The sequence below is a fragment of the Kribbella sp. NBC_01505 genome (genome assembly GCF_045040285.1).
In the GTDB taxonomy this organism is placed as follows: domain Bacteria; phylum Actinomycetota; class Actinomycetes; order Propionibacteriales; family Kribbellaceae; genus Kribbella.
On record NZ_CP109425.1, the window covers coordinates 5,577,139 to 5,604,124 of the forward strand.

General features: G+C 67.8%; 25 protein-coding genes. 7 read left to right on the forward strand and 18 right to left on the reverse strand.

The genetic code is table 11. The annotated features are described in order from the left end of the window. Positions 1–432: 432 nt before the first annotated feature. Complete coding sequence (locus tag OG474_RS26345) at positions 433–1,323, reverse strand: alpha/beta fold hydrolase (protein WP_405056245.1); 891 nt, start codon at positions 1,321–1,323, stop codon at positions 433–435. A gap of 90 nt (positions 1,324–1,413) precedes the next feature. Between OG474_RS26345 and pruA the strand changes: the two genes are divergently transcribed. Together pruA and OG474_RS26355 are read left to right on the forward strand one after the other, a co-directional pair. Continuing rightward, a complete protein-coding gene (pruA, locus tag OG474_RS26350; RefSeq protein WP_405056246.1) occupies positions 1,414–3,042 on the forward strand; it encodes an L-glutamate gamma-semialdehyde dehydrogenase in 1,629 nt (542 codons plus the stop codon). Positions 3,043–3,138: 96 nt separating this feature from the next. Then, on the forward strand, positions 3,139–4,194 hold the full coding sequence (locus tag OG474_RS26355; protein ID WP_405056247.1) for a hypothetical protein: 1,056 nt from the start codon (positions 3,139–3,141) through the stop codon (positions 4,192–4,194). Positions 4,195–4,253: 59 nt separating this feature from the next. On the opposite strand, the gene OG474_RS26360 is transcribed toward OG474_RS26355, so the two are convergent. Further along, entirely contained in the window at positions 4,254–4,886 is a 633-nt protein-coding gene (locus OG474_RS26360; RefSeq protein WP_405056248.1) for a TetR/AcrR family transcriptional regulator, read from the reverse strand. Between the two features lie 139 nt (positions 4,887–5,025). On the opposite strand from OG474_RS26360, the gene OG474_RS26365 reads away from it, so the two are divergent. Beyond that, on the forward strand, positions 5,026–5,880 hold the full coding sequence (locus tag OG474_RS26365) for an alpha/beta fold hydrolase (protein WP_405056249.1): 855 nt from the start codon (positions 5,026–5,028) through the stop codon (positions 5,878–5,880). 5 nt (positions 5,881–5,885) lie between these two features. On the opposite strand, the gene OG474_RS26370 is transcribed toward OG474_RS26365, so the two are convergent. The 10 genes from OG474_RS26370 to OG474_RS26415 form a co-directional block, all read right to left on the reverse strand. Continuing rightward, positions 5,886–6,080: a hypothetical protein gene (locus tag OG474_RS26370; protein ID WP_405056250.1), complete on the reverse strand. Its 195-nt coding sequence runs from the start codon at positions 6,078–6,080 to the stop codon at positions 5,886–5,888. An 82-nt stretch (positions 6,081–6,162) separates the two neighbouring features. Then, positions 6,163–6,651 (reverse strand): DUF2505 domain-containing protein, encoded by a 489-nt coding sequence (locus OG474_RS26375; protein ID WP_405056251.1) that lies wholly within the window; start codon positions 6,649–6,651, stop codon positions 6,163–6,165. Between the two features lie 54 nt (positions 6,652–6,705). Further along, positions 6,706–10,224 (reverse strand): glycoside hydrolase domain-containing protein, encoded by a 3,519-nt coding sequence (locus tag OG474_RS26380; RefSeq protein ID WP_405056252.1) that lies wholly within the window; start codon positions 10,222–10,224, stop codon positions 6,706–6,708. Between the two features lie 71 nt (positions 10,225–10,295). After that, positions 10,296–11,456, reverse strand: a complete 1,161-nt coding sequence (locus OG474_RS26385) for an ROK family protein (protein WP_405056253.1) — start codon at positions 11,454–11,456, stop codon at positions 10,296–10,298. Positions 11,457–11,650: 194 nt separating this feature from the next. Beyond that, on the reverse strand, positions 11,651–12,067 hold the full coding sequence (locus OG474_RS26390; RefSeq protein WP_405056254.1) for a hypothetical protein: 417 nt from the start codon (positions 12,065–12,067) through the stop codon (positions 11,651–11,653). 179 nt (positions 12,068–12,246) lie between these two features. After that, on the reverse strand, positions 12,247–13,704 hold the full coding sequence (locus OG474_RS26395) for a glycoside hydrolase family 76 protein (protein WP_405056255.1): 1,458 nt from the start codon (positions 13,702–13,704) through the stop codon (positions 12,247–12,249). A gap of 80 nt (positions 13,705–13,784) precedes the next feature. After that, the gene (locus tag OG474_RS26400) at positions 13,785–14,390 is read right to left on the reverse strand and encodes a hypothetical protein (protein ID WP_405056256.1); all 606 of its coding nucleotides are present in this window, start codon (positions 14,388–14,390) and stop codon (positions 13,785–13,787) included. Between the two features lie 9 nt (positions 14,391–14,399). Next, entirely contained in the window at positions 14,400–15,353 is a 954-nt protein-coding gene (locus OG474_RS26405; protein WP_405056257.1) for a hypothetical protein, read from the reverse strand. Continuing rightward, positions 15,340–15,702 carry a hypothetical protein gene (locus tag OG474_RS26410; RefSeq protein ID WP_405056258.1) on the reverse strand — a complete coding sequence of 121 codons (363 nt, stop codon included), beginning with the start codon at positions 15,700–15,702 and terminating at the stop codon, positions 15,340–15,342. The genes OG474_RS26405 and OG474_RS26410 overlap by 14 nt, the downstream gene beginning before the upstream one ends. 204 nt (positions 15,703–15,906) lie before the next feature. Next, a complete protein-coding gene (locus OG474_RS26415; RefSeq protein WP_405056259.1) occupies positions 15,907–16,725 on the reverse strand; it encodes a tryptophan 2,3-dioxygenase in 819 nt (272 codons plus the stop codon). A gap of 101 nt (positions 16,726–16,826) precedes the next feature. Between OG474_RS26415 and OG474_RS26420 the strand changes: the two genes are divergently transcribed. The 3 genes from OG474_RS26420 (at position 16,827) to OG474_RS26430 (ending at position 20,013) form a co-directional block, all read left to right on the forward strand. Further along, positions 16,827–17,291 carry a hypothetical protein gene (locus OG474_RS26420; protein WP_405056260.1) on the forward strand — a complete coding sequence of 155 codons (465 nt, stop codon included), beginning with the start codon at positions 16,827–16,829 and terminating at the stop codon, positions 17,289–17,291. A 741-nt stretch (positions 17,292–18,032) separates the two neighbouring features. Continuing rightward, positions 18,033–18,716, forward strand: coding sequence for a response regulator transcription factor (locus tag OG474_RS26425; protein WP_405056261.1), 684 nt, complete (start codon positions 18,033–18,035; stop codon positions 18,714–18,716). A 1-nt stretch (position 18,717) separates the two neighbouring features. Next, positions 18,718–20,013, forward strand: coding sequence for a sensor histidine kinase (locus OG474_RS26430; RefSeq protein ID WP_405056262.1), 1,296 nt, complete (start codon positions 18,718–18,720; stop codon positions 20,011–20,013). A gap of 5 nt (positions 20,014–20,018) precedes the next feature. On the opposite strand, the gene OG474_RS26435 is transcribed toward OG474_RS26430, so the two are convergent. The 4 genes from OG474_RS26435 to OG474_RS26450 all read right to left on the reverse strand — a co-directional run bounded on the left by OG474_RS26435 (position 20,019) and on the right by OG474_RS26450 (position 23,427). Further along, the gene (locus OG474_RS26435; RefSeq protein WP_405056263.1) at positions 20,019–21,239 is read right to left on the reverse strand and encodes a family 16 glycosylhydrolase; all 1,221 of its coding nucleotides are present in this window, start codon (positions 21,237–21,239) and stop codon (positions 20,019–20,021) included. Positions 21,240–21,348: 109 nt separating this feature from the next. Next, the gene (locus OG474_RS26440; protein WP_405056264.1) at positions 21,349–22,068 is read right to left on the reverse strand and encodes an anti-sigma factor domain-containing protein; all 720 of its coding nucleotides are present in this window, start codon (positions 22,066–22,068) and stop codon (positions 21,349–21,351) included. Continuing rightward, positions 22,065–22,670, reverse strand: coding sequence for a sigma-70 family RNA polymerase sigma factor (locus OG474_RS26445; protein ID WP_405056265.1), 606 nt, complete (start codon positions 22,668–22,670; stop codon positions 22,065–22,067). The genes OG474_RS26440 and OG474_RS26445 overlap by 4 nt, the downstream gene beginning before the upstream one ends. A gap of 97 nt (positions 22,671–22,767) precedes the next feature. After that, positions 22,768–23,427 carry a fasciclin domain-containing protein gene (locus tag OG474_RS26450; protein WP_405056266.1) on the reverse strand — a complete coding sequence of 220 codons (660 nt, stop codon included), beginning with the start codon at positions 23,425–23,427 and terminating at the stop codon, positions 22,768–22,770. A gap of 164 nt (positions 23,428–23,591) precedes the next feature. On the opposite strand from OG474_RS26450, the gene OG474_RS26455 reads away from it, so the two are divergent. Beyond that, positions 23,592–24,710: a lipase family protein gene (locus tag OG474_RS26455; protein ID WP_405056267.1), complete on the forward strand. Its 1,119-nt coding sequence runs from the start codon at positions 23,592–23,594 to the stop codon at positions 24,708–24,710. A 2-nt stretch (positions 24,711–24,712) separates the two neighbouring features. On the opposite strand, the gene OG474_RS26460 is transcribed toward OG474_RS26455, so the two are convergent. Both OG474_RS26460 and OG474_RS26465 read right to left on the reverse strand, forming a co-directional pair. Beyond that, the gene (locus OG474_RS26460) at positions 24,713–25,552 is read right to left on the reverse strand and encodes a methionyl-tRNA formyltransferase (protein ID WP_405056268.1); all 840 of its coding nucleotides are present in this window, start codon (positions 25,550–25,552) and stop codon (positions 24,713–24,715) included. Between the two features lie 55 nt (positions 25,553–25,607). Further along, a complete protein-coding gene (locus OG474_RS26465) occupies positions 25,608–26,942 on the reverse strand; it encodes a PLP-dependent aminotransferase family protein (RefSeq protein ID WP_405056269.1) in 1,335 nt (444 codons plus the stop codon). Positions 26,943–26,986: the final 44 nt, after the last annotated feature.

Below are 26,986 nucleotides of genomic sequence, written 5' to 3' on the forward strand. Positions count from 1 at the left end.
ATTTTGAGCCGACTGAGTGATTCAGATCTCTTTGAGTTCCTCACGGGCACCGGGGCGCGGTGTCGTTGAGGATTCTTTGTGTCGTGGTCGAGCAACTCAATTCGATCTTCTCGACGGACTGTGGAATCGATCGATACATCCAAGACTCTGTGAAGCGCGGGCTCCTTGAGATATCGGAAGGTGTCACCATTTGCGGACCGGATAGTTATTCTGGTCACTAGGTTTGAGCCGCCGGACATGGTCGCAGATGACGACCCAGGTGCCTTCCTGGGTGCGGATGATGCCTTAGCCGACCGCGACGCGAGAGACCTCGGGAAGGTGCAGACGGCACTTCGTTCGATACTTCGAAGTCTTTCCAGAATTGCTCCGGCGAGCCGAGGTGTGAGGCGCCCAACTTCATTTGCTCCGCCCTTATGAGGGTGCGACACCCCGTTATGCCTGGTCGGCGAACTTCAGGAGGCGGGCGTTCAACTGGGCTGGGAATTCGCCGGATAGGGCGTGGGTGGCTTCGGGCCATAGTTCTGTTTGGTTGTTGGGGATCAGGGTTTGGGCTCGGCGGGTGGCTTCCAGGGGGTTGTGGGGGACTGTGCGGCCGCCTAGGAGGGCTAGGACGGGGACCTTGAGGTTGCGGAGGAGGTCGTCGCGGCCGTATTCGGGGAGGGGGAGTTGCATGCGGTAGTTGCGCATGCCTTCTAGGAGGAGGCGGACCATGGGGAGGTTCGGGTCGGGGTTGCCGGAGACCCAGGCCAGGAAGCGGTCGCCGTAGCGTTGGGGGACGCCGGGGATGAGGGAGAGGCCGCCGAGCAAGAACTTTTTCGAGAAGCGGGCTAGGACGTGGGCCGGCTCGATGAGGGCTGCGGTGGCTACACGGTCGGGGTTGTGGACGGCGAGGTTGAAGGTCAGCCAGCCGCCGCCGGAGACGCCGGCGACGTGGGCGCGTTCGATGCCTAGTACGTCGAAGACTTCGGTCAGCCAGGTGGCTTGGTCTGCGGAGGTGCGGATGGGGAGCGTTTGGACGCTGCGGCCGGGCTCGCCGAGGGAGTCGATCGCGTAGACGGTGTGCGTGTCCGCCAGGGTTGGGATGTTGGGCTCCCACATCGCGCTGGTGGCGCCGCGGCCGTGCAGCAGGACGAACGGCGTTCCCTCGGCCGAGCCGAAGCGGTAGACGCGCACCTGCCCGAAGGTGGTCGACACGTCGCGGGACTCCCGCTCACCGGGGATCGCCGCCACCGCCGCGTCGTACAGAGAAAGATAGGACGCCTGGGCTTGCGCGCTTGTGAAATGTCCTACGCCGGTCACACAAAAGAACGTACTCCACGTCATACCTGTCAGGTTCGTGGTCCGGGGTTGGTCGTGGCACCATGAAGACGCCAGCTGAGATCCAGTAGAGCCGACCGAGGAGCGCCGTACCCGATGGATGCCGTCACCGCAGTCCCGACCCCTGTGAACGAGCCGGTGAAGGGCTACGCGCCCGGATCGGTGGAGCGGGTGAGTCTGGAGGCGAAGCTGAAGGAGTTCAACGCCGCGGGCGCGATCGATCTGACCTGCACGATCGGTGGTGAGCAGCGGCTCGGTGGCGGGGCCTCGATCGAGGTCGTGCAGCCGCACAAGCATGCCCACGTTCTTGGCAATCTGGGCAACGCCACGGCAGCGGACGGGAAGGCGGCCGTGGACGCGGCGCTGGCGGCGGCGCCGAGCTGGCGCGCGCTGTCCTTCGACGACCGGGCGGCGATCTTCCTGAAGGCGGCCGACCTGCTGGCCGGCCCGTGGCGGGACACGCTGAACGCGGCCACCATGCTCGGCCAGTCGAAGACGGTCCAGCAGGCCGAGATCGACGCCGCGTGTGAGTTCATCGACTTCCTGCGCTTCAATGTGGCGTTCGCGCGCAACATCATCAACGACCAGCCGATCTCGAGTCCGGGGATCTGGAACCGGGTCGACTACCGCCCGCTCGAGGGCTTCGTCTACGCGATCACCCCGTTCAACTTCACCGCGATCGCCGGCAACCTGCCGACCGCGCCGGCCCTGATGGGCAACACGGTCGTCTGGAAGCCGTCGCCGACGCAGCAGTTCGCGGCGCACTGGACGATGCGGCTGCTCGAGGCCGCGGGCCTGCCGGCCGGTGTGATCAACCTGGTCACCGGTGACGGCATCGAGGTCAGCAAGGCCGCGCTGACCCACCCCGATCTCGCTGGGATCCACTTCACCGGTTCCACGAAGACCTTCCAGTCGCTGTGGGGCACGGTCGGGACGAACATCGCGTCGTACAAGACTTATCCGCGCCTCGTCGGCGAGACCGGCGGCAAGGACTTCATCCTGGCGCACCCGTCGGCCGACCCGGCGGTGCTGAAGACCGCGATGGTCCGCGGCGCCTTCGAGTACCAGGGCCAGAAGTGCTCGGCGGCCAGCCGCTCCTACGTGCCGCGCTCGGTGTGGAACCTGATCAAGGACGACATCGTCGCCGAGACCGAGTCCCTGACCATGGGTGACGTCAGCGACCTGTCGAACTTCATCGGCGCCGTGATCGACGACCGCGCCTTCGCCAAGCACAAGGCCGCGCTCGACCGGGCCGCGGCGACCGATGCCCTGCAGGTCGTTGCCGGTGGCACCTACGACGACTCCGAGGGCTACTTCGTCCGGCCGACGCTGATCGTCTCCGACGACCCGACCGACGAGATCTTCAACACCGAGTACTTCGGTCCGATCCTCGGCGTGCACGTGTACGACGATGCCGACTACGCGAACGTGATGAAGGGGATGGAGCACTCGGCGCCGTACGGCCTGACCGGTGCGATCATCGCCCAGGACCGGCACGCGGTCGCCGAGGCCTCGGAGTACCTGCGCTTCGCCGCGGGCAACTTCTACGTCAACGACAAGCCGACCGGTGCGGTCGTCGGTCAGCAGCCGTTCGGCGGCGCCCGCGCCTCCGGGACGAACGACAAGGCCGGCTCGATGTGGAACCTGATCCGCTGGGCCTCCCCGCGGTCGATGAAGGAGACCTTCGCGCCGCCGACCGAGTACCGCTACCCGCACCAGGGCTGAGCACCGCAGACCCGGGACACCCTGGAGTTCCTCAGGGTTGTCCCGGGTCTTGCTGTCTGCAGGGATCAACCGCGGCTGACGGAGCGTCTACCGGATATGCATGAGACCGATCTGCACCTCGACCCCAATGAAGCCTCCGACCTGTGCCGCGTCTTCGGCCCCGACGAGCTGGTACGGCGGGGCTGGGAGCGCGCGTTCGTCACGGTCCTGGACGAGGCGACCGCGGAGAACGCGATCGCCCTGCTCGCGCACGCCGCGGGCGCACCGCTCGACGAGGGCTGGACGGCGGTCCGGGTGCCGACCGACGCCGGGATCCACAACGGCCGCACCGAGGACGCGGAGGCCTGTGCGTCCCGGGACGGTTACGTGTACCTGGTCGGCTCGCAGTTCGGTAAGAAGCGCGGCCCGCTGTCGGCCAAGCGTTCCTGGATCGCCCGGGTCCACGAGGATTCGATCGGTCGCGCCCTCGACACCGGTACGCCGGCCGAGCTGGAGGTCGTGCGGATGCGATTCGGCCTGCATCGCGCGATCAATGATGCGCTGGCCGGCCTCGACCTGATCCCGCTCGGCCCGCTCGGACAGGCGTCGTACGTCGACGCCACGATCGCCAAGGGAGAGACGAAGAGCTGGGGCGGGGCCGTCCGCGCCACGGATCACCCGGTCAACATCGAGGCCGCCGAGTTCGCCGCCGACGGCAATCTGCTGCTCGGACTGCGCTACCCGGTCACCGCGGACGGGCACCCGATCGTGGTCGAGCTCGAGAACGTCGACGAACTGTTCGCCGACCCGAACGCCGTACCGCGCTGTGGCAAGGTCTGGGTCCTGAACGACGTCGGCACCCGGGAAGCGCCGGCCGGGCTGCGCGCGCTCGACACCCGCGACGGGATCGAGTTCGACGCGATCATCGGCGACCTGGACGCGATCGGTAAGTCCGCGACAGTGCTCGCCGACCACCCCGAAGGCGCGCTCGCCGACTCCGAGCACATCCGCTTCGAGCTCTCCGCGGAGGCGGGCCCGGTCGGCACCAAGACGCTGCACCACTTCGGCGGGATCCGCCGGATCGAGGGCATCGCCGTCGACCATGAAGGCCACGCCCACTACGTCATCGACGAGGAAGGCCACGTAGCCCTCCGCACGCTCGCCTTCAGCTAGAACTGCACAGCGACTAACGTCCGAAGAATCCGCAGGCACCTTCTCCGGATCTTCGGACGTTACTTGGTGAGGCCGCGGCGGACGGTGATGTAGAAGGTCGTGAGGTCGTCGATGAGGGCTTCGATCTGCTTCTCGGCGGTGAGGTCGGCGTCGAGGAGCCAGTCGGAGATCAGGTCGAACATGCCGCCGACCAGGCCGATCGCCACCCCGTGCCGGACCGTCCGCAGCTCGTCGGCCGGCGGTCCGTCGTACGCGTCCCAGAGCTGCTCGAGGAAGCCGGCCGCCCAGCGGCGGTTGGCCCGGCGTTCGCGCTCGACGCTCTCCGAGATCCCGGACGCCATCCCGAAGGTGACCCGGGTGACCTGCGGATCGTCGACGAGGGCGTGCACGAAGGTCGCGAGCAGCCGCGGCGCCTCCTGCCGCTCGTTGCCGGTGGCCTGCCGCGCGGCCTCCACCATCCGCTCCTCGAGCCGGTCCGACGTCCGGCGCAGCACCGCGACGTAACACTCCTCGCGGCTCGTGAACAGCTCGTAGAAACTCTTGGTCCCGATGTACGCCGTCGTGCAGATCTGCTCGATCGACGTGCCGAGATACCCGTTGGCCGCGAACAGCTTGAGCGCCGCGTCGAGCAGGTGCTCGCGCCGTTCCGCCCGCCGCTGCTCGGCGTCCAGTCCCCGAATGGTCCGACTCATGCGCTGGACGTTACCCCCGCTTCGGGCTAAGCAACCGAGTGAACTGGTTTTGAACACGAGGTCTTGTCAATAACCCAGGGACGTGCTCAACTCTCGGTTACCCGCCGGTTACCGAACGATACGTCACGGGGAGCCCCTCATGTCCAATCGCCTCCGAAGAGTCCTGACGGCTCTTCTGGCGGGCGCTGTGGTGACAACCGCCCTGGTTACCACGACGCCCGCCAACGCCGCCCCGGCAGCGGCCGCCTGCAAGCCCTCGGCCGCCCATCCGAACCCAGTCGTCCTACTGCACGGCCTGGGTGGCAACGGCCCCGGCAACTACGCCTACCTGCAGCCGTACCTGGCCGCGAAGGGCTACTGCACCTTCACGCTCACCTACGGCCAGGCCTCGCCGCTGATCCCGGTCGGCGGCACGATCTCGATCGCCGAGTCCGCCGCTCAGATCGACACCTTCATCCAGCAGGTCAGGCAGTCGACCGGTGCCGCGAAGGTCGACATCGTCGGCCACTCCGAAGGCGCGTTCCAGAGCCTCTACGGCCCCAAGATCCGCGGGTACGCCGCTCACGTGGGCAAGGTGGTCGCGCTCGCGCCGCCGACCCATGGCACCACGTTCGCCGGCCTGGTGAGCGTCGGCGACTATCTCGGCCTGCGGCCGCTGGTGGATCAGGTACTGCGGGACTTCGGCTGCCCGGCGTGTGACGAGATCATCGTTGGCGGTGCCGCCACCAGGAAGCTGACCACCGGCCCGATCGCCCAGCCGGGCGTCAAGTACACCGTGATCGCGAGCCGCTTCGACGCGCTCGTCACCCCGCACGAGACGTCGTTCGTCCGCGAGCCCGGGGTGACCAACAAGTTCGTCCAGGACAGCTGCCCGCTGGACCTGGTCGGCCATGTCGGGCTGGCGTTCGACCCGACCGTCGCCCAGCTGATCTCGAACGCACTGGACCCGGCGCACGCCAAACGCGTCGTCTGCGGCTTCGGTCCGCCGCTGTAGAACACTCAGGCGGGGCGGCCGAGCTCCTGCAGTGGTGGGTCGATGAGCAGCGCGTACCCGCAGGCCACGCAGACCAGCTCGGTCGTTTCGTCGTGGTGATCAGCGGCGTCGACGCGCTCGAAGGGCATCGTTCCCGCGCAGATCACGCAGTACTGGGCGGTGTCGGCGACCGGCCCTGACCACAGGTGTCTTTTCCGCATCCAGGCTCACCTCCAGGGAGCACTCACACCACAGCGTGCCACTGCCGGTCCGGTTGACCCGGCAGCGACACGGAAGGTGGAGTCAGTTGGTCCAGTCCTGGCCGAGCTCGTGCTCCTTCACCAGGCCCTTGCGGATGGCGTCGACGACGAACGGCTCGATCTTCTTGCCGATCAGCGGTACGGCGACCTTCACGTCGAGCGTGATGCCCTGGGTGGTCTGAGCTCCGCCCGGGGTGATGTCCGCGGTGCCCTTCAGGCTGACCGGGGTGTTGGTGATCTCCCCGGCCACCTCGGCCTTGCGGGACCCGTCGGCGGCCGCTGGGTGCCACGTCTCGGTCTGGACGACGGTCAGCGTCCCACCGACGAACTTGCGGGCGATATCCGGTACGTCGTCCGACGGCATCTCGCGGGTCACCTTGACGATCGTGTCGCCGCCGGACTGGCTCACCTGCACGTCGTACGACAACGCGTTGGTCTTCTCGCAGGCCTGCTCACGGAACGTCTTGTCCGTGACGACTGCGAACACTTCCTCGGGCGTGGCGTCGTACGACGCGGACAGCTTCAGTTCCATGGCGCCATCATGGCATTACGCATCGGTCACCAACTAGCTGCGGGCATGACCGGATCACGCATTCGGGACGTCTGCGCTGTGCCATGGGCCGATACCGGGCCGGTCCTGCCACCAGTGGCCGAGGCGGCCGGACGCGAGCCGGGCGAAGTAGTGCAGGCGTCCGTCGGCGGACTGCGTGGTGGTGCCGTCTGCTGCGATGCCGTCGGCATCGATCACAGTGCTGTCCCATGGACCGTTGCCCGGGTACCGCGACCAGCCGTGGCAGATGCGGTTGTCAGTGGTGCGCGCGAAGAACACCTGCTTGCCGGACGCATCGAGTGCGCTGACAGGATCCCCGGCAAGGGTGACTGTGAGCGGCAGCGAGTCGTAGCGCCACGGTCCGTTGCCAGGCGTGGACTGCCAGCCGGTGATGATGCCGCCCGCGGCAGTCCGCGCGTGGAAGGTGAGTCGTCCGGAGATGTCCTGCGACACCGCGGGACGCCCCTCGAGGAGAGCCGGTGCGCCGTTTCCGCCTTGCCTGATGACGTCGATGCTCCACTGGTCGTTGCCGGGGGCGTTCTCCCAGCCATGGATGAGCTCTCCGGTCGCACTGCGCACGAAGTAGGTCAGCTTCCCCGAAGGGTCCTGGATGGTGGCCGGATCGCCGCCGATGCGGAGTTTCGCTCCGCCACCGTCGAGCACGTAGGCAGCTGTCCACGTGGCTGCCCCGGGCGCGGTCTGCCGACCCCGGACCAGGTTTCCGTCGGCGGTGCGCGCGAAGTACGTGAGGCGACCAAGAGCATCCAGTACGGCGGCCGGCGTACCGGTCACTGTCGTTGGGGAGTCGACAACCGCGTGTGCCCAGCTCCCGTCCAGTCGGCTCCACCGGACCTGGCCACTGCTGGTGAGCCCGATCAGGTTCATCCGGGCCGCCGTGTCGACCGCACCGGCGACCACTCCGGTCACACCGGCCGCGACACTCGTGACGTCGAAGGCCGTGCCGTTCTCCCGCCCGTATCCGATCGTCCCGTCGGACCGGACGGTCTGGAACGTCACCCGCCGCTCGGCGTCCTGCCGCGACCACGTCCCCGGCGTCGGTAGCCCGGTCTTGCTCCGCAGGAACCGGACGTTGTCCAGGTAGACCGTCAGCGGGTTGGCCCGTCGGTCCACGCGCAGGTGGATCGACGTGATCCGCGGCAGGTCGCTGACCAGGTTTGTCAGCGGTACGACGACGCGCTGCTGCTTGCGGGGTGCCAGATAGAACGGATTGCCGTCGTCCAGGTAGACGGGGTCATGGAAGTCGCAGTACATCGCGATCAGGTCGTCGGAGTCGTTGTAGAGGTCGAAGGCGACCGCATCGAGCTGGGACCAGTCGTTGCGGCCGATCGACTGCTCGGGGTGCCCCTCCTTCAGCGTGTACAGGTAGACCCCAGCCCACTTCGGATCGGCAGCGTTCGCGTTGAAGACGAGCTTGGCGCTGCGGCCGCCGGTGGTCGGGTGCTGATCGCTGAACGTCGCACTGGCCTCCTGCGTGCTCAGCCGCGCAACGTCCGCCTCCGACTCGAAGGAGTTGAACACGATCTCGTGCGGGGTCGCGACGGCCGCGACCTTGACCGTTCGCGCGAAGTTGCTGCCAGCAACGGAAATCGCGATCTGTTGCTCGCCGGCCGCCAGGTTGAGGACCACGCGATGGGTGGCGGACGGCCCCTGGGACGAGACCGGCGTACCGGTGGCTCCGTTGATCTGGACGGCGGCGTCCTTCAGCGTGATCAGCTCGACCACGACATGTCCGGCGGTCGGCTTGTCGATCCGGACCAGCGCGGGCGTCGGCCCGAACAGCTGCGCGACCTCGGCGCCGACCTGAGCACGAACCTTGTGGAACAAGGCCGGATCATCCCGGTACGGCGCCAGCCAGTCGTGCAGGACGTCGTGGTACGAGCCAAGTCCACGCTCGGGTTTCGGCACCCCCCAACTGCTTGCCAGGGCGGCCGACTTCCGGTCGTACAGGGCGAGGTACTCGAGATCCTCGAACCCCTCACGCATCCACTCCAGGCGTACGGTGCCGACGGGTCCGTCGATGCCGACAGCGTTGCCGGGGTACATCAGGAAGCCGTCACCGCCCGCGGTCTCCACCCCGAACGGATCGCTCCACCGGTTGTCGGGCTCGTACCCGTCGCCGGTCCAGTTGCTGAAGACCGTGCTCGACCAGAACAGGTACCCCTCGACCCCGAGGTCGTACTGGATCCACGGCAGCAGTCGATGCCCGACACCGCTGTCGGCGATGAACACCCCGGGCAGCGGGTACTGGTGACCGACCGCGGTGTACCACCAGACCAGGTCGCCGCGTTCCTTGAGCTGGGCAACGATTCCCGGCAGCTCAGGCTTGGGGACGGTGATCACGAAACACCAGGCGTGGACGAAGTCGAGCAGCTTCTGCTCGGGCAGGTGCTCCAGCGTGAGGACATGCGGGACCTCGGGCGCGATCGCCTCGACCCGGTCGAAGAGTGCCCGCACGTTCGCGTAGGCAGTGTCCCCGATCGGCTCGTCTGCGTAGTAGAAGTAGCCGCGGTCGATCAATCCCTTGGCACGCAGGCCTTCGACCACCTGCCGGAGTTTGACAGTGTCGGTGGTGAAGCCGGTGCTGTTCTCCCCGGTGGTGTAGAGCGGGATGCGGAACCGTACGACGCGGGGATCGTTCAGGTACTGATCAGCTCGGGCCAGGAACTCCGCCGGCTCCGGATCCTGCCCCGGCCCTGGGGCGAGCAGACCGTCGGACGAGTTGGGGTGCTGCAGTTTGGGCGGCATCGGAGCCGGGATGTCCCAGGTGTGCAGGCGGTTCTTCAGCTGGAAGTCGTAGTACTTGCGCATCAACGGCTCGTGCCGCGGATCCCCGAACGGTACGCCGTGCGCGCGGGCAACCTGCTGGTACCAGATCCCGACCGCAGTCGCGGTGCTCCACTTGTCGGGCAGCTCGAAGTTCCAGACCTCGAGATCGATCGGTACGACGACCGGCGCCGTACCGCCGGTGATGGTGAGGGAGCCGGTGTAGTGGCCGGCGGCCACGCCCTTCGGGATGTTCACGGTGAACCAGATGCCGAGGTTCGCGTTCGTACTCGCGGTGATTCGGCGGGTCGGGGTGAGCGGGACCAGGGCGTCCGGATAGGTCCCGGGACCCCATCCGCCGGAGTCCGGAGTCCGTCGGTCGACGGTGATGTAGCGCTGTTCGAAGACCTCGATCCCGGTCAGCTTGGCGCCGCCCGGTCCGGTGAGCTCGCTCGCGGTGACGCCGATGTCCGTGCTGCCGCTCGCGGTCCGGACGATCACCTGGCCGGACTCGTACTCGTTCCGCGCCGCCTGCAGGCGGATGGTGTCCGTCGACGGGCCGAACGCCCGGTCGCGCTTGATCTTGTCGGCCGGCGACGGCAGCCACACGGTCAGCGGTGCCGCGGCCGTCCCCAGTGCGGCCGCTGCCGCTGGCTGAGTGGTCAGCGGGACCCCGGCGACGACCGCGCCGGCTCCCATCCAGCCGAGGAGTTGCCGCCGACCAACCGGTTGGTTGGTTGGAGTGGAGCGATGCGGGGCGGTATCGGACATCGGAGCTCCTTATTTATGACGGACTCCATACATATAAGGGTGGTTGGCCGCCCTGGCAACCACCCTTCGACTCAGGTCGAAACCCTCGGCCGCGCATGCACGGGAAGCGGACCAGGACCGGACCCGACCAGCGCGTCGTCGACCAACTCGGCGGCTGCGCACAGCGCACCCAGGACGGCGCAGTCCGCGCCGAGCGTGGATGCCTCCAGTCGAGGCATCCGCAGGCAGAGCAGCTCGAGTTCCGAGGCGAGCAGCGGCAGAAGCAGCTCGCCGTACGCCGCGAGTGAGCCGCCGAGCACGAGTACCTCGGGGTCGAGGATCGACACCACAGCGCCCGCGGTGTTCGCCAGCATCCGGATGTAGCGCCGGACCGCGGCGAGCGCAGCAGCGGAGCCCTCGATCGCGGCGTTCAACGTGTCGGCGACCGGATCGCTGGTCGCGCCGGCTGCCGGTGCGACCCCGCTCTGCTGCAGGTACTCCATCGCGCCTTCCCACTTCAAAGCAGGAAAGCGACTGAGATCGCCCGCGACGCCGCCGAATCCGGCATGCGGGCGCCCGTTCACCACCAGCCCCAGACCGGTCCGGCGCCCGGCCTGCAGCAGTACCAGGCTCTGTGGATTTCCCGGCCCGAGCTTCTGTTCAGCGAGCGCGGCCAGGCGACTGTCGTTCTCCACCCCGACCAGCGCGCCCGGCAAGCTCTCCCGGACGTGGCCGGCGAGATCGAGGCCGCTCCAATCCGGTATCGCGTGCGAGAGCAGTACGCGCCCATCGCCAACGCGACCGGTGCTCCCAGCGACCGCGCCCCAGATGTCACCGCGATCGCGACCGGTGTCGCGCAGGCAGTCGTCGATCGCCGAATCCAGGATCTTCAGCCGCTGACGCGCCGGAACCTCAGGCGTCGTGAACCGCCGCGACTGAGCCAACCGGCGACCCGACAGATCGGAGATCGCGACCCGCAGATTGAACGCCCCGATATCCGCGCCGATCAGCACGCCGGCCGTGGCCCGGTACTCGTACCGCGCGGCCGGTCGTCCACGACCACGAACCACCGGCGCTGCCTCACTGAGCCAGCCGCTGGCAACCAGATCGCGCGTCACCTCACCGACCGAGGCGCGCGCCAACCCGGTCGCCCGCACGACCTCGGCCAGCGTGTCCGCACCCGCGCGGACCGCGGTCAGGATCGCCAACTCGTTGATCCGCCGCAGCCCGCCCAGATCCGTTCCCGCACTCATGGAGCCGAATTATGCCGGAGACCGGCTCAATTCAGTGAGAGGGTGACTGGGGACTCCCCGCCTACTGCGCTGCACTCGGCACGGCACCTCGCCGCACTGGAGGAAAGGCCACGATGGAAAAGCATCGAGGCCTTCCCTCCAGCACGCCGAGCTACCGCACCGAGCACATGCTCGCTACGGCGCGGATTCCCCAGTCACCCTCTAGAGTTCATCCAGAACCAGGTGCTCGTCTTCGCCGGTACCCCCGCTGCCTGGAACCCGGCCAGTACCTTCTCCTGGTTCCCCTTCAACGCCAGCCCGTCACCCAGCACCCCCTCATCCACGAGGGTGGCCAGTCCACCGGCCAGCCGCTGCCGCGCCGGCCCGGCAATGCCCGGCGAGTAGGCATCGGCCAGTACGTCGAGTACGGCGTACGGGGCCTGCACGCTGTAGCCGTACTCACGTCCTGGGTCGTCACCGAGCGGGCCGTAGTCGTAGAACTCGGTGAAGACGATCCCCTCGGCCCCGCGCTCCGGGTCGACCAGCAGGGTCAGTTTGAAGATGCAGTCTGATTCCCGGTGGACCCGCAGCAGCGTTGCGCGCCACTGCGAGCCGTACTCCTCGATCTCCACCGGGCGAATGCTAGAGGGTGTCTGGGGGACTCCACGCCTACTGCGCTGCACTCGGCACGGCACCTCGCCGCACTGGTGCAAAGGCCACGATGGAAAAGCATCGAGGCCTTCGCCCCAGCACGCCGAGCTACCGCACCGAGCACATGCTCGCTACGGCGTGCAGTCCCCCAGACACCCTCTCAGACTGGAGCATTGAGCAAGTCCAGGGCCGACTGCTGACGTGCCCCGTCCAGCTTGTCGATCGGCCCGTACCAACGCAGTCCGTACTGATCCATCGGAGTCCGGTCCGCGGCGTACGCGCGATCTGCCTGGCGCCGCAGGTACGCCGAATACGGGTGGTCGGACAACTCCGCGTTTAGCTTGGTCAGTGCGCGGGCGTAGATGCCCTTGAACGACGGACCGTCACCACCACAGTCGCCGTTCTCGCAGGGCTCGCGCAGGATGCCGTCCGCGGTGTGTAGCCCGGCCGCGGTGGTCGAGGCGTTGGCGAGCTGGCGTGCAGTGGTCAGGTGCGCCGAGTTGTTCGTTGCCTTCGACAACTCGACCAGGGCCGCGATCGGGACGCCCTGGTTGTAGGTCCAGGTGGTGTCGCCGTTGTTCTTGCAGGTGGACAGGCTGATGCCGTCGTTGACCAGGTTCGAGCTGTTGATCATCCCGGTCTGCTGGAACCACGTCCACCCGCTCTGCGCACGCTGCAGGTATGTCGTGTCGCCGGCGATCCGGTTGTGCAGCGCGGCGCTCAGCTGAATGTAGAGCGCGTTCGTGATCGCGTTTTTGTATGTCTTCGCCTGACTCCACCAAACCCCACCACCACAGACGTTGTCCCAGTACGCCGCCATGTGGTCGGCGTCGGCCCGAGCCGTCTGCAGGTATCTCGCTTCACCGGTCAGGTCGTACGCGGCGATCCAGGTCAGACCCCACCAGCCGGTGTCGTCGATGTAGTCGTTGCGGAACTGACCCTGCTGCGCATTCAGGTTCTTGTCGTACGTGGTGCCGATCGCATACCGGTAGCTGTTCATCCCGCTGACCCGGATGTTGTCGATGAGCGCATTCAGCGCGTTGGCGTTGTTCCACCAGCCAGTGGTGCTGAACAACCCCGTGGACCGGTTGTAGTCCTGCATCAGCGCGGTCGCCGCCGCCGTCCGGCGGTCCCACGCGTTCCACGTCGTACGAGCCCAGGGGGAGCAGGTGATGTCGGCGCGGTCGCCGGCCTTGCCGCAGACGCGGAGTGCGCCGACGCCCTGGTTCGCCCAGTCGTCGACGTTGAACATCTGCGTCCGCCAGCCGGTCTGCCCGCTGGGGATCGAGGTGGCGCCGAGCTTGCTGCCGCCGTTCCAGCTGCGGCCGCCGTCCATCGAGCGGTCGAGCCAGACCTCGTCACCGGGGCTGCCGTTCTCGACGGCTCCCCAGCCCATTGCGTCGGCGTCGTCGAAGTACAACCGGAAGGTCCGGCCGAACAGCGTGCTCGACACCGACGCGCGGGTCTGCGGCGACAACGCCGGATCGCGGGCGTCGCAGTACTTGTTGCAGATCGTGGCTTGCGGCGCCAAGGGGACCTCCGGGGTCGCGGGCGCGGGTGCCGGGGCACCGAGTGGACTGATGAGCAGACTGAGACTGGAAACGATTCCACCGAACATCACGAAACTCCCTGGGGCGGTAGGGCGTATGCGGTGAACCGAAAGTAAGCGGCCGCCCCCGCAACGTCAAGACAACGCGGTCAGGTTGGCGGTTTCAGGCCGGTGGTGCGGAGCTCCAACGTCGCCAGCTCGCGGATGACCGCCGGGTCACCTTCCCGCCAGGCCGTCACCGGGTCGTCGGAGATGCGGGCGAGTTTGTGCATCGGCTGGTTGGCCATGGCGCGGAGCGCGAAGAGATCCAGATCGGCGGCGTTGTCGATGAAGCGTTGGGCGGCGGAAGCCCGGCGGATGAAACGGAGGCGGCGGGGCAGCCAGATGAGCAGTGCGAAGAGGATCGGGAGCGCGATGGTGACCGCGGCCAGCAGGTAGGCGAGCTGCTCAACGGCATGCGCCTGATCCCGGCCGGCCTGCGCCATCCGGGCAGCAGCAGCGGCAGCCCCGTCGATCGGCGAGCGCAGTTCGTCACCGACGACAGGCACCTTGCCGATCGGATCGGACAGCCGCCGGAGGTCTTCCGCCAGACCGTCGCCGGCCTCGGCAGTCTTGCGCCCCGGGGCACCGAGCGCATTGGTGATGCGGAAGACCAGCAGGCCGACCTTCACGCACACATACACCCACCCGACCAGCAACAGATCCCCGAAAACCTGCCAGAACCGCTGACCACCAACCTGCGAATAGACCTTCACCGCATCTTCTTACCGTTCGTGGGTACGGCGCGCAATCGTTGTTGGCGGTCTCTTCGGATCCCAGCGGCCACTGGCCCAAGCTGAGAGGTAGGGCTCGGCGAAGGAATGAAGATCGGTCCAATACCCGTCTGGTCGAGCCAGCGCCGGTCGAGCCTCGATGTCCAGCCGGTCCAGAAGGCCATCGAGCCTTCGGTAGGTACGATGCGCCTCGACCGACAGGACGCGCTGCGGAGATTCCGCCGCCCTTGTCTCCAACTGGACCAGCGACGATGTGACCTCGAGTAATGCTGTCCATGAAGGTCGGACCGGTGCGATCTCACCGACGAACTCCGCAAGCGCGTCCGGGTGCATCAGCGAGTAGAAGTACCTGTTTCCGATCCGCCCTCGCCGCAACACACCGGCCTTCTCGAGCGACTCACACTCCGCCATCACATTGCTCTTCGCATAGCCCAGTTCGGCGGTGATGAGCGCCGTACTCGCTCGTGACGTTCCGGAGAGAAAGAAGCGCAGGATCTCCGCCCGGGCGCCGACGCCGAATGCCGCGCGCAGTCGTAGCCAGGCCCGCGACGGCTGTTTCATCGAGGCCAGTGTCGACCGGCCGGTGATCTGGTAGGCGAACGGCTCGCCGGCACGCGGCCAGTGAGCGCCGGAATGCTCGTTCACGGTAGCCGCGAATCGGCCCCAGTCGTCGAGCGCCCGTCCGCTACGCTCCTTGAGTAAGTTGCGGAGTCTGACCTTCGACACATACCGCCAGAAGTGGATGGACCAATCCAGTGCCTCGTCGCGCAATCGAGGCTCGCTGTCGGCCAGCTCTGCTGTGCGCAGGATCAGGGGCTCCGGATCGACCGCCCAGTCACGGTGTGTCTTTTCCCAGCCCGAGACGCCCAGCTCGACCCACGCTCCCCAGAGGAGAGCGATCTCGAGCTCTTTGAACGTGGTCTGCGGCTTCTTAGAGGCCGGCATCGTTGACCAGCACCCCCAGCATCTCGAGGATCTTCTCCAGCTCGCCCAGAAAGCCGTCGGAGCCGTCCTGGGTTCGAGTCCATTGTGATGCTGCGAGCAGTTCGTCCACGCTAGGCGTCAGCGCTCGCAGATCGTCGAGATGTTTGCTGTTCCGGTAGCCCGAGTGATCGACGGCGGCGTACAGCTTGAAGCAGATCATGTCGAAGCGGCCCGCCACGTGGACTTCCAGAGCGCTGTAGCGCAGCACCCGCACACGTCCTTCGAAACCCGTCGGCAAACGCTCAGCCTTCACATAGTGGGTGCCTTGGGCGAACCCGGCGACATCGAGATCAGCGGTCGGTCGCTGCACTACTCCCAGCAAGAGCAGGTTGCGCCGCCGACAACCAGGATCTGGCTGCGGATGCCGCGGTCCTCAAGGACTGCACCGAGCGTTTCGAGGGCTTCTTCCAGGCCCTGCCGAGCGAACATGTCTTGGTGTTATCCGCCCGTATCGAACAAGTAAACTGGTCGATACGGGCGGATAAGCAGAACCTCCAGGCGGATATGTGGCTGCCTAGAGGCTGGAGCGGAGATCCCACAGCAACGGGTAGTAACGAAGGTCGAGGCGGCTGCGGAGGTAGGTGGCGCCGGAGGAGCCGCCGGTGCCGGGCTTGGTGCCGATCATGCGCTCGACCATGACGACGTGGCGGGCGCGCCAGGCGGCGGCTAGTTCGTCGTGCTGGAGGAGAGCCTCGGCGAGCTCCCAGACGGCGCCGTAGTGACCGCGGTCGCCGGCCACCTTGCGCAGCGCGTCATGGATCGAATCGTCGGAGCTCGTGTCGAAACCGGCATGACCCAGTACGGCGAGGAACGCGTCCCACAGGCTCGGTTCGTCCAGGCGGCGCTCCAGGCGAGCTGTCTCGACCTCGGTCAGGCCGCGGAACCGGCGTACGAAGGAAGGGTCCTTCGCGGCGGACAGGAACTCGATCTCCCGGAACTGCACGGACTGGAACCCGCTGGCCGGCGACAACCGGTGCCGGAACTCGCCGAAGTCCTGCGGGGTCATCGTCTCGAGGATGTCGACCTGCTGGGTGAGTGTGCGCTCGATGGTGTGCACGCGGCGGAGCAGGTGCTGGGCCAGCCAGAGCTCGTCGTTCAGCATCGCGTCCCGGGAGGCGGTCAGCTCGTGCAGCACCTGCTTGAACCACAGCTCGTAGACCTGGTGGATCGTGATGAACAGCAACTCGTCGTGCGCGGGCGGGTTCGACTCCAGCCGTTGCTGGTCGAGCAACTGCGGCAGCCGGAGGTAGCTGCCGTACGTCAGCCGGCCACCCTCCTCACCGAAGTTGACCTCGACCCCACCCCAACGCCCCGCCACTACCTCGTCAGCCATGGCGTGAGCCTAACTGCTGAACAGATACAGGCTCAGGGTGTCCGTGACCGGTCAGGGATTGGCTCGTTGGACCTGGGGTACGCCGAACCGAGGAGTTTGCATTGACCGCCACGGTCGAAACACCGCTGGTCCCGGGGCCGATCCAGGGCCCGACGCGGGAAGAGCCGATGGTCGAGGCGCTGCTGCTGGACGAGTACCGGTCGCTGGCCCGCCTGGCCTACCTGATCCTCCCGCCGTCGCTGAGCCGGTCCCGCCGGATCGCGACGGCCCACCGAGTCGTCCAGTACGCCGTACCTCCGGGGCTGCCGGTGCCGGATCGGGAGCCCCGCGAGTTCCTGCGCCGCCGGGTCGTCCAGGAGGCGACCCGGCAGGCCGCGACCCGACCCGTCCTCGAGCGCGTCGGCAGCGTCTTCGCCCCCGCCGACCCGGCCGACTTCGACCCCTGCGCCATCACCGTCGACCCCACCGCCATCGCCACCCGCTGCCGCCGCGGCCGGCAGGTAGCCCTCGCCGCCACCACCACCTTCACCCTCTGCCTCCTCGCAGCCCTGCTCCTCCTCTCCTGAGCCCCACACCCAGCCGAACCCGCCTGATGGAGTCCTCGGCCGGGGCCCGTGCAGCTAACGTCCGAAAAACGCCGACCACGCCCCCTGACCACGCCCCCCGATCCTTCGGACGTTGGCTGGGCGGCTGCCCAATCCGCCGTTCGCGCCGGCGGTGTGGCCGGGAGTTGGGGCCGGAGACAGGAAACGGCGGCCCGAGACATGGTGTGCGCTGTCTCCGCCCACGAGTTCCTGTCTCCGGCCACCAGTTGTGGCGCGGGGTCGGGAGTTGGGGGTGGAGACAGGTAGCGGTGGCTCGGGACAGGGTGTGCGCTGTCTCCGGCCACGCGTTCCTGTCTCTGGCCACCGGTTGTGGCGCGGGGCTGGGAGTTGGGGGTGGAGACAGGTAGCGGTGGCTCGGGACATGGTGTGCGCTGTTCCCGCCCACGCGTTCCTGTCTCCGGACACCAGTTGTGGCGCGGGCGCGGGAGTTGGGGGTGGAGACAGGTAGCGGTGGCTCGGGACATGGTGTGCGCTGTCTCCGCCCACGCGTTCCTGTCTCCGGCCACCAGTTGTGGCGCGGGGCTGGGAGTTGGGGGTGGAGACAGGTAGCGGTGGCTCGGGACATGGTGTGCGCTGTCTCCGCCCACGCGTTGCTGTCTCCGGCCACCGGTTGTGGCGCGGGCAGCCGCCGCGGCCGGACATTTCCGGGGTTATCCGTTCAGATTGCGGGCGGGGCGGGGGTGGGTCGTTAGGCTCGTTGGTATGGCTCGGGTGTTGTTGGTGGAGGACGACGATGCGATTCGTACGTCGCTCACGAAGGCTCTGACGGCGGTCGGTCATGTGGTGACGGCTGTGGCGGGGGGTGCTGAGGGCGTTGCGGGGGTGGCGCGGGAGCGGCCTGAGGTGGTGCTGCTGGATCTGGGGCTGCCGGATCTGGATGGGCGCGACGTGCTGGCGATGGTGCGGGCGGTGAGTGATGTGCCGGTGATCGTGGCGACCGCGCGTGATGACGACGCGAGTGTGGTGAAGCTGCTGGACGCCGGGGCGGACGACTATGTGATCAAGCCGTACAGCTCCGCCCAGATCGATGCCCGGATCCGCGCCGTACTGCGCAGGCTCGGCACCGACCAGCAGGACGTGACCGTGGATGTCGGCCCGCTGAAGATCGACCCGCGCAGTCGCGAAGTCACCCTCGACGGCAATGCGGTCGATCTGACCCGCAAGGAGTTCGACCTCCTGCTGGCGCTCTCGAGAAGACCAGGCGCGGTGGTGAGCAAGCGGGAGCTGCTCGCCGAGGTCTGGGGTCTGCCGTGGGGTGGCGGGGACCGGACGGTCGACGTTCACCTGTCGTGGCTGCGGCGCAAGCTCGGCGAGACTGCCGCAGCGCCGCGCCTCCTGCACAGCGTCCGCGGGGTCGGCGTCAAACTCGCCGTACTGGAAGGCTGACATGCGGCGCCGGATCCTGCTGTTGTCGGTCGGCCTGACCACGCTCGTGGTGATCGGGTTCGCCGTGCCGCTGATCCTGCTCCTGCGCAGTACGACGGCCGCCGAGTCCAAGGAGAAGGCCCGCTACCGCGCCGAAGCGGTCGCGTACTACGTCGGCGACAAGGACCGCTCCGCCGCCGACATCGACGCCTACATCAAGGGTCTCGTCAACGATGGCCCCGGCCGGATCTCGGTCCGGATGCCTGACGGTACGACGCTCGGCCAGGCTCCGCCCGGTGGCGTCTCGCCGCCCAAGAACACCCCGGCCGACTACAACGGCGACCACAAGGGCCCACCGAAGATCGGCGATGCCGCCTTCCGCGACCTCAAGAGCGGCCTGGCCGTCGAGATCGATGTCGGTACGCCGCAAGGCGCGGCCTCGGTCTGCCTCTACCTGACCGACGACCAGCTGTACGCCGGCCTGATGCCGCGCGTGTTCGTCGTCGCCGGTGCCGGTCTGCTCGTGCTGCTGCTCAGCATCGCCGGCGCCGAGCTCGTCTCCCGCCGCCTCGCCCGCCCCCTCGAAGAAACAGCCAGTACGGCGGAGCGCCTGGCCGGTGGTGATCTCGAAGCCCGCGCCCCGGTCACCGGACCGGCCGAGGTGGCGAAGGTCGGGGCGGCTCTGAACCGCCTGGCCGACCGCATCGACGAGGTCATCGCGGTCGAACGCGAATCGGTGGCAGACCTGTCCCACCGACTCCGGACACCGCTCACCGCGCTCAGACTCCAGGTCGAGGCCCTTCCGGACCGCGAGCGCGCCGAGGAGCTCAACACCCAGGTCACCACGCTCGAACGCACCCTGACCGCAGTCATCAGCGCCGCCAGGAGACCGCAGCGCGAAGGCCGGGTCCCGCACTGCGATGCAGTCCAGGTGACGCGCGACCGCGCCGCCTTCTGGGAGCCGCTCTTCGAGGATCAGGGCCGCGACCTCACCCTCGACCTGCCGGATCCGCCGGCGATGGTGCGGTCCGCACCTGAGGACTTAGCCGCCGCCTTGGATGCCCTCGTCGAGAACGTGGTCGCCCACACCCCCGACGGGACCCCGGCCCGCATCACGTTGCTCCGCACGACCAACGCCGTACAGATCACGGTCGCGGACGAGGGGCCCGGGATCCCGCTGGGGGCGGGGGAGCGCGGTCGCAGCGACCGCGGTTCGTCCGGTCTCGGCCTCGACATAGCCCGCCGCTACGCCGAGGCCACCGGGGGCCACCTCACCATCCGCCGCAACGAGGTGGTCCTGACCCTGGCCGTGCCCTAAGGAACTTAGAGGGGATAGACGCGAGCCCAGTCCACATCGAAGTAAGCCTTCTGCATCGCACACCCGCAGAAGTTGTCCAGCTGGATCGTCTGGTGCATCGGCCCCGGCGCCTGGACGTCGGGATCGGTGTCGTGGAACCACGGCTGCCCGTCGATGTACCCGGTCAGCCCGTCCGGCGCCCACTCGAACCCGTAGTTGTGCCACTGCGCCAGATCCAGCCCACCCGAGTGGTACTCGTCCTGCACCACACCAGAGTCCGTCGGGTGATGCATGAAGGCAGTAGCGCGAGTCTCCCCGACGTTCACCTCGAAGTAGTCGTACTCACCACCCTGCGGCCACTGGTCCGAGTCCGGCCACGTGATCAACACCGGGTGGTACGCCGCTCCGCTACCGCCGCCCGACTGCACGCGAGCCCGCACCTCCCACCGGCCGTACTTCTGCCCGAGATGCGAGGCGAGCCCGGCCGAATCGCCATTGGCGTAACCGGTCTGCCGCAGATACCCACTCTGGACAGTGTTCGTGTACCCGCAGCGCTGTCCGTTCCCCGCGTGACCCGCCGAGCAGCCGTCGGCCCCGCCGTAGATGCCCCACTTGCTCTCATCCGGAGCGCCCGTGTAGTTGAACTCGTCGCTCGCGGGCAACGGCGTACCCCACTGGAAGTTCGCGGCCGCGCTATCACCGTCCCCGGTCGGCGGCGGCTCGTCCCCGGCGACGCGGTAGTCGGCGGCGGTCGTCTGCCACTTGCCGGAACCGCCCGCGATCGAGGTCAGCGGATGCGAGTTCGTCGCTCCGGCCGGCGCGGTGAACTGGGCCGAGACCTTCGTCCAGCCCGAGGCGTTCGTCGCGACCGACGCACCTTCGGTGCTGCCGAGGTAGCCGCCATTGGCGCCGTACCAGTCCATCTGCATCTTGGCCGAGCCGCTGGTCTTGGCATCCACAGCGACCGTGTACTTCTTCCCGCCGGCGACGGGCAGCTGCGGCAGGTAGATCCCGGCCGTCCCACTGGAGAGCGTGACTTGATACGCGTACGACGCGATCGGGTGCCCGGTGATCGACACCCGGGCGCCGGTTCCGCCGGACAGGGTTCCCCAGCCGGTGGTGTTGCTTGCCAGAACTGGGTTCGGAGCGAGGTTGTCAGCGGCCTGGGCCTGGCTGGAGGCACCTGCCCCCAGGAGCGCGAAGACCGCGAGGGCGACTCCCCAGCGCGATGGGCGGACATGCTTCATCAATGACTCCGTCTCTGAGCGACTACTGTGCCGTGGGCGACGGCACAGTCAGTAGTCGTACGTTGGCGATTTTCTCCCCAAGAAACGGTCCACCCGATGGCTGTCAGGTTCAGGTCATCTCGACAGCGGCCACTGGGGTAGTCGTCGGCGCGGGGGATCCGCCGCTCGGCTCCTCGGTGAGGCCGAAGGTCGTCTGGCCGACGACGTTGCCCTGGATCACCGTTGAGACGTCGCCCGAGGTGAGCCCGATCGACCGGGCCTTCTGCGAGGCGTCCATCAGCCACATCTGCCAGATCTTCCCGCTGGGCGGCTTCGGCAGACCGTGCAGTACGACGACGACCGCGTCGGCGCGCGCGGACATCACCACGGTGGCCTGCCCACCGCCCTTGACGGAACCGTGTGAGGTCTTCGCATCCGGCTGGGCGAGGACCGCGGTCAGCCGGTCATTGGCCTGGACGGCCGCGTTCTTGTCCCGGTACTGATCGACGGCGACCCCGCCGGCGCCGGCGATCACGAGCGCGGCCGCGGCCAGCGCGAAGACCGAGCGACGGCTGTAGCGCTTGGGTGCCACGACTTCCGGCGTACCGGCGACCATCGGAGGTAGTTGACGGACGTTCTCGATCGCCTGCAGGACGTTGACCTTCAGGTGCGGCGGCGGCGCGGTCTCGACCTGGGTCGCCAGCTTGATCGCGGCCTCACGGAGCTCGGCCACCTCGGCGGTGCAGAACTGGCACTCGGCCAGGTGCGCCTCGAAGCGGACCTGCTCGTCCTCGGGCAACGCGTCCAGGACGTACGGGCCGGTGAGCGTGTGGACGTCTGGTTCGGTCATGACGTACCCCCCTTGCTGGTTCCGAGGCAGTCACGGAGCCGGATCAGACCGTCGCGCATTCGGGCTTTGACGGTCGGCAGTTTCGCATCGAGTTGCTGGGCCACTTCCAAGTAGGTGTAGCCGTTGTAATAGGCCAGCGTGATCGACTCGCGTTGCAGGTCGGTCAGTGTCCCGAGACACCGCCGGACCTGCTCGGCCTCGAGCCGCGTCGTCACCGTGTCGGAGACCTGGTCGAAGTCGACCTCGGTCGTCCGGGCGCCGACCAGGTCGTTGCGATCGGTGGCGGCCTGTTCGGAGCGGACCCGGTCGACCGCGCGGCGATGAGCGATGGTGAGGATCCAGGAGTGCGCCGAACCACGCGCCGCGTCGAACCGGCTGGCCGTCCGCCAGATGTCGATCATCACCTCCTGCGTCACCTCCTCCGACTGGGCCGGGTTCCGCAGCACCCGTCGTACCAGGCCGTAGACCCAGGGGCTGATCCGGTCGTAGAGCGTGCTGAACGCCGCGGTGTCACCGATGGCGGTGCGCGCCAGCAAGTCGGCATCGCTGACTCCTGGACGGGCTCCGTTGCCCGGCCAGGGGAGTGCGGTCGGTTCGCTCACGCTGATGTTCCTCTGTTCGACCCTCATGGTGGTCCCGGACCGGTGCCCACGGCAACTGCACGCGGCACCGGCCCGGCGTACTAAGGGGTGGTGATGATCATGCGGCCGGGGGCATCAGGACCGTGTCGATCAGGTAGACGGTCGCGTTGGCCGTCTTGACGCCGCCGCAGATGACGTTGGCGTTGTTGACCTTGAGGCTCTGGCCCGAGCCGGTGACGTCGACTTCCTGCTTCTCGACCGTCATCTGCTTGCCGACGACCGCGGTGGGGTCGAGCTGGCCGGCGACGACGTGGTAGGTCAGGATCTTGCTGAGCAGGGCGTCGTCGGTCTTGAGGGTCTCGATGGTCTTGGCGTCGATCTTCTTGAAGGCGTCGTCGACGGGTGCGAAGACGGTGAACTGGCCGCCGTTGAGGGTCGAGACGAGGTTGACCTTCGGGTTGAGCTTGCCGGAGACGGCCGCGACCAGGGTGGTGAGCAGCGGGTTGCCGGCGGCGGCGTTGGCGACCGGTACGGCGGCCATGCCGTCGACTGATCCCGCGCCGGTGGGGTTGGCCTTGGCGTAGGCCTCGCAGCCGGGGCCGACGAGGCCGGAGGCGTTGTTCATCGAGGGCTCGCTCGACGGCGCGCTGCTCGGTGCCGAGGTCGGCGTCGAGGCGGCCGGGGTGTCGGCCTTGTTGTCACTGCCACACGCGGCGGTGGCCAGAACGAGGGCCAGAGCAGACGCGGCGATACCGGCGCGGACGATCTTGCGAGACATGACGATCTCTTTCCTGGGGAGAGGGCCGTGAACGGTGTCGCTCACATCTGCTCTTCGGGGCCGCTCGCACCCCGGATGGGTGGAACTTCGAATAGGTACCGCGAAGCGTGAAATAGGCGACCGCTACCGAAGACCGGGCCAGGATTGGTCAGCACCCTGGTGGGATGAGAATTCGACGGTGGATGGTCGCGATGATCGTCGCGGCGGCAGTGGTTGGAGCCGGCACGACCAGTGCCGAAGCGCATGAGCAGCCCGGCCGGCTGGTCAACGCGGAAGGACTCCCGAAGGACCTGTGGCTACCGGAGACGGGCCGCGCCTACCGGGTGAAATACACCTCGACCGGGTACGACGGCCGCCGCGTGATCGTGTCCGGCGCGGTCTTCGTCCCGCCCGGCCGCGCGCCCAAGGGCGGCTGGCCGGTGATCAGTTGGGCGCACGGCACGGTCGGTGTCGCCGATGTCTGTGCGAACTCACGCGCCGGACGTTCGCAGCGCGACATCGACTTCCTCACCACCTGGCTCGCGGCCGGGTACGCGATCGTTGCCTCGGACTACGAAGGCCTGGGTACCCCCGGCGAGCACGCTTATCTCAACGGCCGCTCCGAGGCGTACGGCGTGATCGACATCGTGCGCGCCGCCCGCAAGCTCGACCACTCGCTGGGCCGGGCGTGGTTGTCGGTCGGACAGTCGCAAGGTGGGCAGGCCAGCCTGTTCACCGGATCCGTGATCCGCAAGTACGCGCCCGAGCTGGACTACCGGGGCACGATCGCGACTGCTCCGAGCAGCCAGCTCCGCTTGACCGCCAGCGTGGCAAAGCCGTTCGATGCGGCGTCCCCGGCGAATCCGTCGGTGCTGATGATCGTCGCCGGGCTGCGCAACACGCACCCGAAGACGTTCGACGCGGCGCGCTACCTGACGCCGTACGGGCAGGAATTGTTGGCCAAGGCAATGAACACCGACTGCTACACCGCGATCGCGCAGCAGTTGGCCGGGAAGCACGGCACTGACATCTTCGACGTCGACGCGGCCGAGCAGGAGGAGCTGCTGCGGATGATCGATCAGGACGCTGAGATCCCGATCAGCCGCTACCGCGAGCCGCTCTTCATCGGCCAGGGGACGGCGGACCTCACGGCGTACCCGCTGGCGACCAAGATCACCGCCGACAAGCTCCGCGAGGCCGGCAGCAAGGTGACCTTCACGTTCTATCCGGGCGCCGACCACGGTGGAGTGATGGCGGCGGCCAAGGCCGACATGCTCACCTGGGCCGCCGCACGGATGCGCTGACCTCAGGCTTTGATGATCCGGATCGCCCCATCGGCGGTCCGGATCTCCCAGCCGTCCGGGTGCTTGGCCAGCACCGTCCCAGGCGCGACAGAACTGTTGCTCTCGGCAACCTGAGCCTCGGCGATCAGGACTTGCTCGCCCTGGATGACGGCCTTGGCGTGCGGCGCGAACATGTTCAACGCCGCAACCTTCCGGATGATCGTGGGCGTGGCTTCGGTCAGGTCAAGCTCGTACTCGGCCGGTTCAAAGACCCCCGCGTACGACGCGGTGTCGTCGTGCTGCACATAACCGGGATCACGGGCGAACACCTTCGTACCGGCTTCGTCGAGCGCGTCACCGAGCAGGTCGACCCAGGCCTTGAAGAGGGCAGGGCCGTTCAGGTTGTCCGGCAGCGGGGCCGAGCGCTGGGCCATGATCGCGCCGGTGTCGAAGGCCCCGTCGGTGCGATGCACTGTGACGTCGACCGTGGTCGAGCCTTCGTAGACCACCCGCGCTGGGTTCGGTCCACGTCCATTCGGAAGCCGGCTCGGGTGCAGGTTCAAGGCGCCGTAGGCGGGGAGACGCAGGATCTCCTCGGGGATCAGCCGCGGGAACGCCGCTGACACCACTAGGTCCGGCTGCACCGCGGCGATCGCCTCGGCCGCCTCTGTCTTCAGCTTGCTGGTGACCACCACGCTCGTCTCAGCGGACACCGTCTCGCTGAACGACGGCCCATCGCCGTACCGGCTCGCCGCCTCGGCCGGCAGCGTGACCACGAGCACCATCTCGTGCCCGTTGCGCTCCGCCCAGTTCGAGATGATCCGGTAGCTCGGCAGGAAAGCGCTCAGCGCCACCACCCTCATGCGATTCCCCAATCCTTCATGTCGTTGTGTAGCCGACAGTACGTCGGGGCCGCCGTCACCGGACCGCGTCTGCCTCGACTTCCTCGCGGACTGCCCGAACAGCCTGCTCCAGGTCGTCGAGTGGCACCGATCCGATCGCCAACCGCAACGCCTGCGGTACGGCGGGAGTCGTGGCGAACGGCGCCGCCGTGGAGACCGCCACCCGGCGCCGGGCCAGCGCAGCCACAATCCGATCGGGCCGGGTATCCGGCGGCAACGGCAACCAGCGCACGTACGACGAGGGGTGCCCGATCGACGGCAGTTCGCCCAACGCGGCCAGTGTGATGGCCTGCCGCGCCCGGGCATCCGCACGCTTCTGGACCTCGAGCCGATCGACCGTGCCGTCCTCCAGCCACCGGCAGGCGATGGCCGCGGTCACTCCGGGCGTCTGCCAGGTCGTCGCCATGATGACGCGCTCGATCGCGGCGACGAGCGGATCCGGCGCGACGACGTACCCGATCCGCAGCCCGGTCGCGACGCTCTTCGACAACCCCGACACATAGATGGCCAGCTCCGGCGCCAACATCGCCAGCGGTGGCGGCGCATCCTCGGCCAGATATGCGTACGACGCGTCCTCGATGACGGTCAGCTCATTGCGCCGGGCGATCGCGACCAAGCGTTCGCGGGCCGGCCCGTCGAGCACCCAGCCGAGCGGGTTGTGCACGGTGGGCATCACATACAGACCGCGCACGCGCCGCCGGCGGCACAACTGATCGAGCGCATCCAGATCGATCCCATTCGTCGAGGCAGGCAGCGGCGCAAGCTCCAGTCCGAGCGTCCGGGCCAGCACGATGAACCCCGGATAGGTGATCGCATCGACCGCGATCACGTCGCCCGCCTGGAACATCGCCATCGCCGACACCGCCAGCCCGTGCTGAGCGCCGTTCACGATCAGCACCCGCTCCCGACCGACGGTCAGCCCACGCCGCCGTACATGCTGTGCCACCGCCTCCCGATCCTGTGCCCGGCCCCGATGCGGCTGATACCGCAGCAGCGCATCGAGATCCCCAGCCGCCGCGAGCTCCCGCAAGGCCTGCCGCAGCAGGTCGGCTTGTCCCGGTACCGAAGGCGAGTTGAAGCTCAGATCGATCGCGTCGACCGCGACCGACCGCTGATCGAATCCGTCACCGGCGGTCGCGAGATCGCGGACGAACGTGCCCCGCCCCTGCTCGCTGCTGACCAGACCCATCGCGGCGAGCTCGGCGTACACACGAGAAGCGGTCACCAAGGCGATCCCCTCGGCAGCGGCCAGCTCCCGATGTGTGGGCAGCCGCGAACCAGCCGGTCGGCGCCCGCTGCGGATCTCCTCCGCCAGCCCGTCGACCAGTCCCTTGTACTTCGGCGTCCGCATCACCGCATTGTATGCATGACAATTCCTGGATGGTCATGGATCGA

What these genes read in the sequence shown, in the direction of transcription:
- OG474_RS26355 (WP_405056247.1), top strand. Translation starts at nt 3,139, where the DNA reads ATGCATGAGACCGATCTGCACCTCGACCCCAATGAAGCCTCCGACCTG.
- OG474_RS26455 (WP_405056267.1), top strand. Translation starts at nt 23,592, where the DNA reads ATGAGAATTCGACGGTGGATGGTCGCGATGATCGTCGCGGCGGCAGTG.
- OG474_RS26435 (WP_405056263.1), bottom strand. Translation starts at nt 21,239, where the DNA reads ATGAAGCATGTCCGCCCATCGCGCTGGGGAGTCGCCCTCGCGGTCTTC.
- OG474_RS26415 (WP_405056259.1), bottom strand. Translation starts at nt 16,725, where the DNA reads ATGGCTGACGAGGTAGTGGCGGGGCGTTGGGGTGGGGTCGAGGTCAAC.
- OG474_RS26380 (WP_405056252.1), bottom strand. Translation starts at nt 10,224, where the DNA reads ATGTCCGATACCGCCCCGCATCGCTCCACTCCAACCAACCAACCGGTT.
- OG474_RS26360 (WP_405056248.1), bottom strand. Translation starts at nt 4,886, where the DNA reads ATGAGTCGGACCATTCGGGGACTGGACGCCGAGCAGCGGCGGGCGGAA.
- OG474_RS26370 (WP_405056250.1), bottom strand. Translation starts at nt 6,080, where the DNA reads ATGCGGAAAAGACACCTGTGGTCAGGGCCGGTCGCCGACACCGCCCAG.
- OG474_RS26365 (WP_405056249.1), top strand. Translation starts at nt 5,026, where the DNA reads ATGTCCAATCGCCTCCGAAGAGTCCTGACGGCTCTTCTGGCGGGCGCT.
- OG474_RS26345 (WP_405056245.1), bottom strand. Translation starts at nt 1,323, where the DNA reads ATGACGTGGAGTACGTTCTTTTGTGTGACCGGCGTAGGACATTTCACA.
- OG474_RS26385 (WP_405056253.1), bottom strand. Translation starts at nt 11,456, where the DNA reads ATGAGTGCGGGAACGGATCTGGGCGGGCTGCGGCGGATCAACGAGTTG.
- OG474_RS26450 (WP_405056266.1), bottom strand. Translation starts at nt 23,427, where the DNA reads ATGTCTCGCAAGATCGTCCGCGCCGGTATCGCCGCGTCTGCTCTGGCC.
- OG474_RS26405 (WP_405056257.1), bottom strand. Translation starts at nt 15,353, where the DNA reads ATGCCGGCCTCTAAGAAGCCGCAGACCACGTTCAAAGAGCTCGAGATC.
- OG474_RS26460 (WP_405056268.1), bottom strand. Translation starts at nt 25,552, where the DNA reads ATGAGGGTGGTGGCGCTGAGCGCTTTCCTGCCGAGCTACCGGATCATC.
- OG474_RS26375 (WP_405056251.1), bottom strand. Translation starts at nt 6,651, where the DNA reads ATGGAACTGAAGCTGTCCGCGTCGTACGACGCCACGCCCGAGGAAGTG.
- OG474_RS26440 (WP_405056264.1), bottom strand. Translation starts at nt 22,068, where the DNA reads ATGACCGAACCAGACGTCCACACGCTCACCGGCCCGTACGTCCTGGAC.
- OG474_RS26430 (WP_405056262.1), top strand. Translation starts at nt 18,718, where the DNA reads ATGCGGCGCCGGATCCTGCTGTTGTCGGTCGGCCTGACCACGCTCGTG.
- OG474_RS26465 (WP_405056269.1), bottom strand. Translation starts at nt 26,942, where the DNA reads ATGCGGACGCCGAAGTACAAGGGACTGGTCGACGGGCTGGCGGAGGAG.
- OG474_RS26395 (WP_405056255.1), bottom strand. Translation starts at nt 13,704, where the DNA reads ATGTTCGGTGGAATCGTTTCCAGTCTCAGTCTGCTCATCAGTCCACTC.
- pruA (WP_405056246.1), top strand. Translation starts at nt 1,414, where the DNA reads ATGGATGCCGTCACCGCAGTCCCGACCCCTGTGAACGAGCCGGTGAAG.
- OG474_RS26425 (WP_405056261.1), top strand. Translation starts at nt 18,033, where the DNA reads ATGGCTCGGGTGTTGTTGGTGGAGGACGACGATGCGATTCGTACGTCG.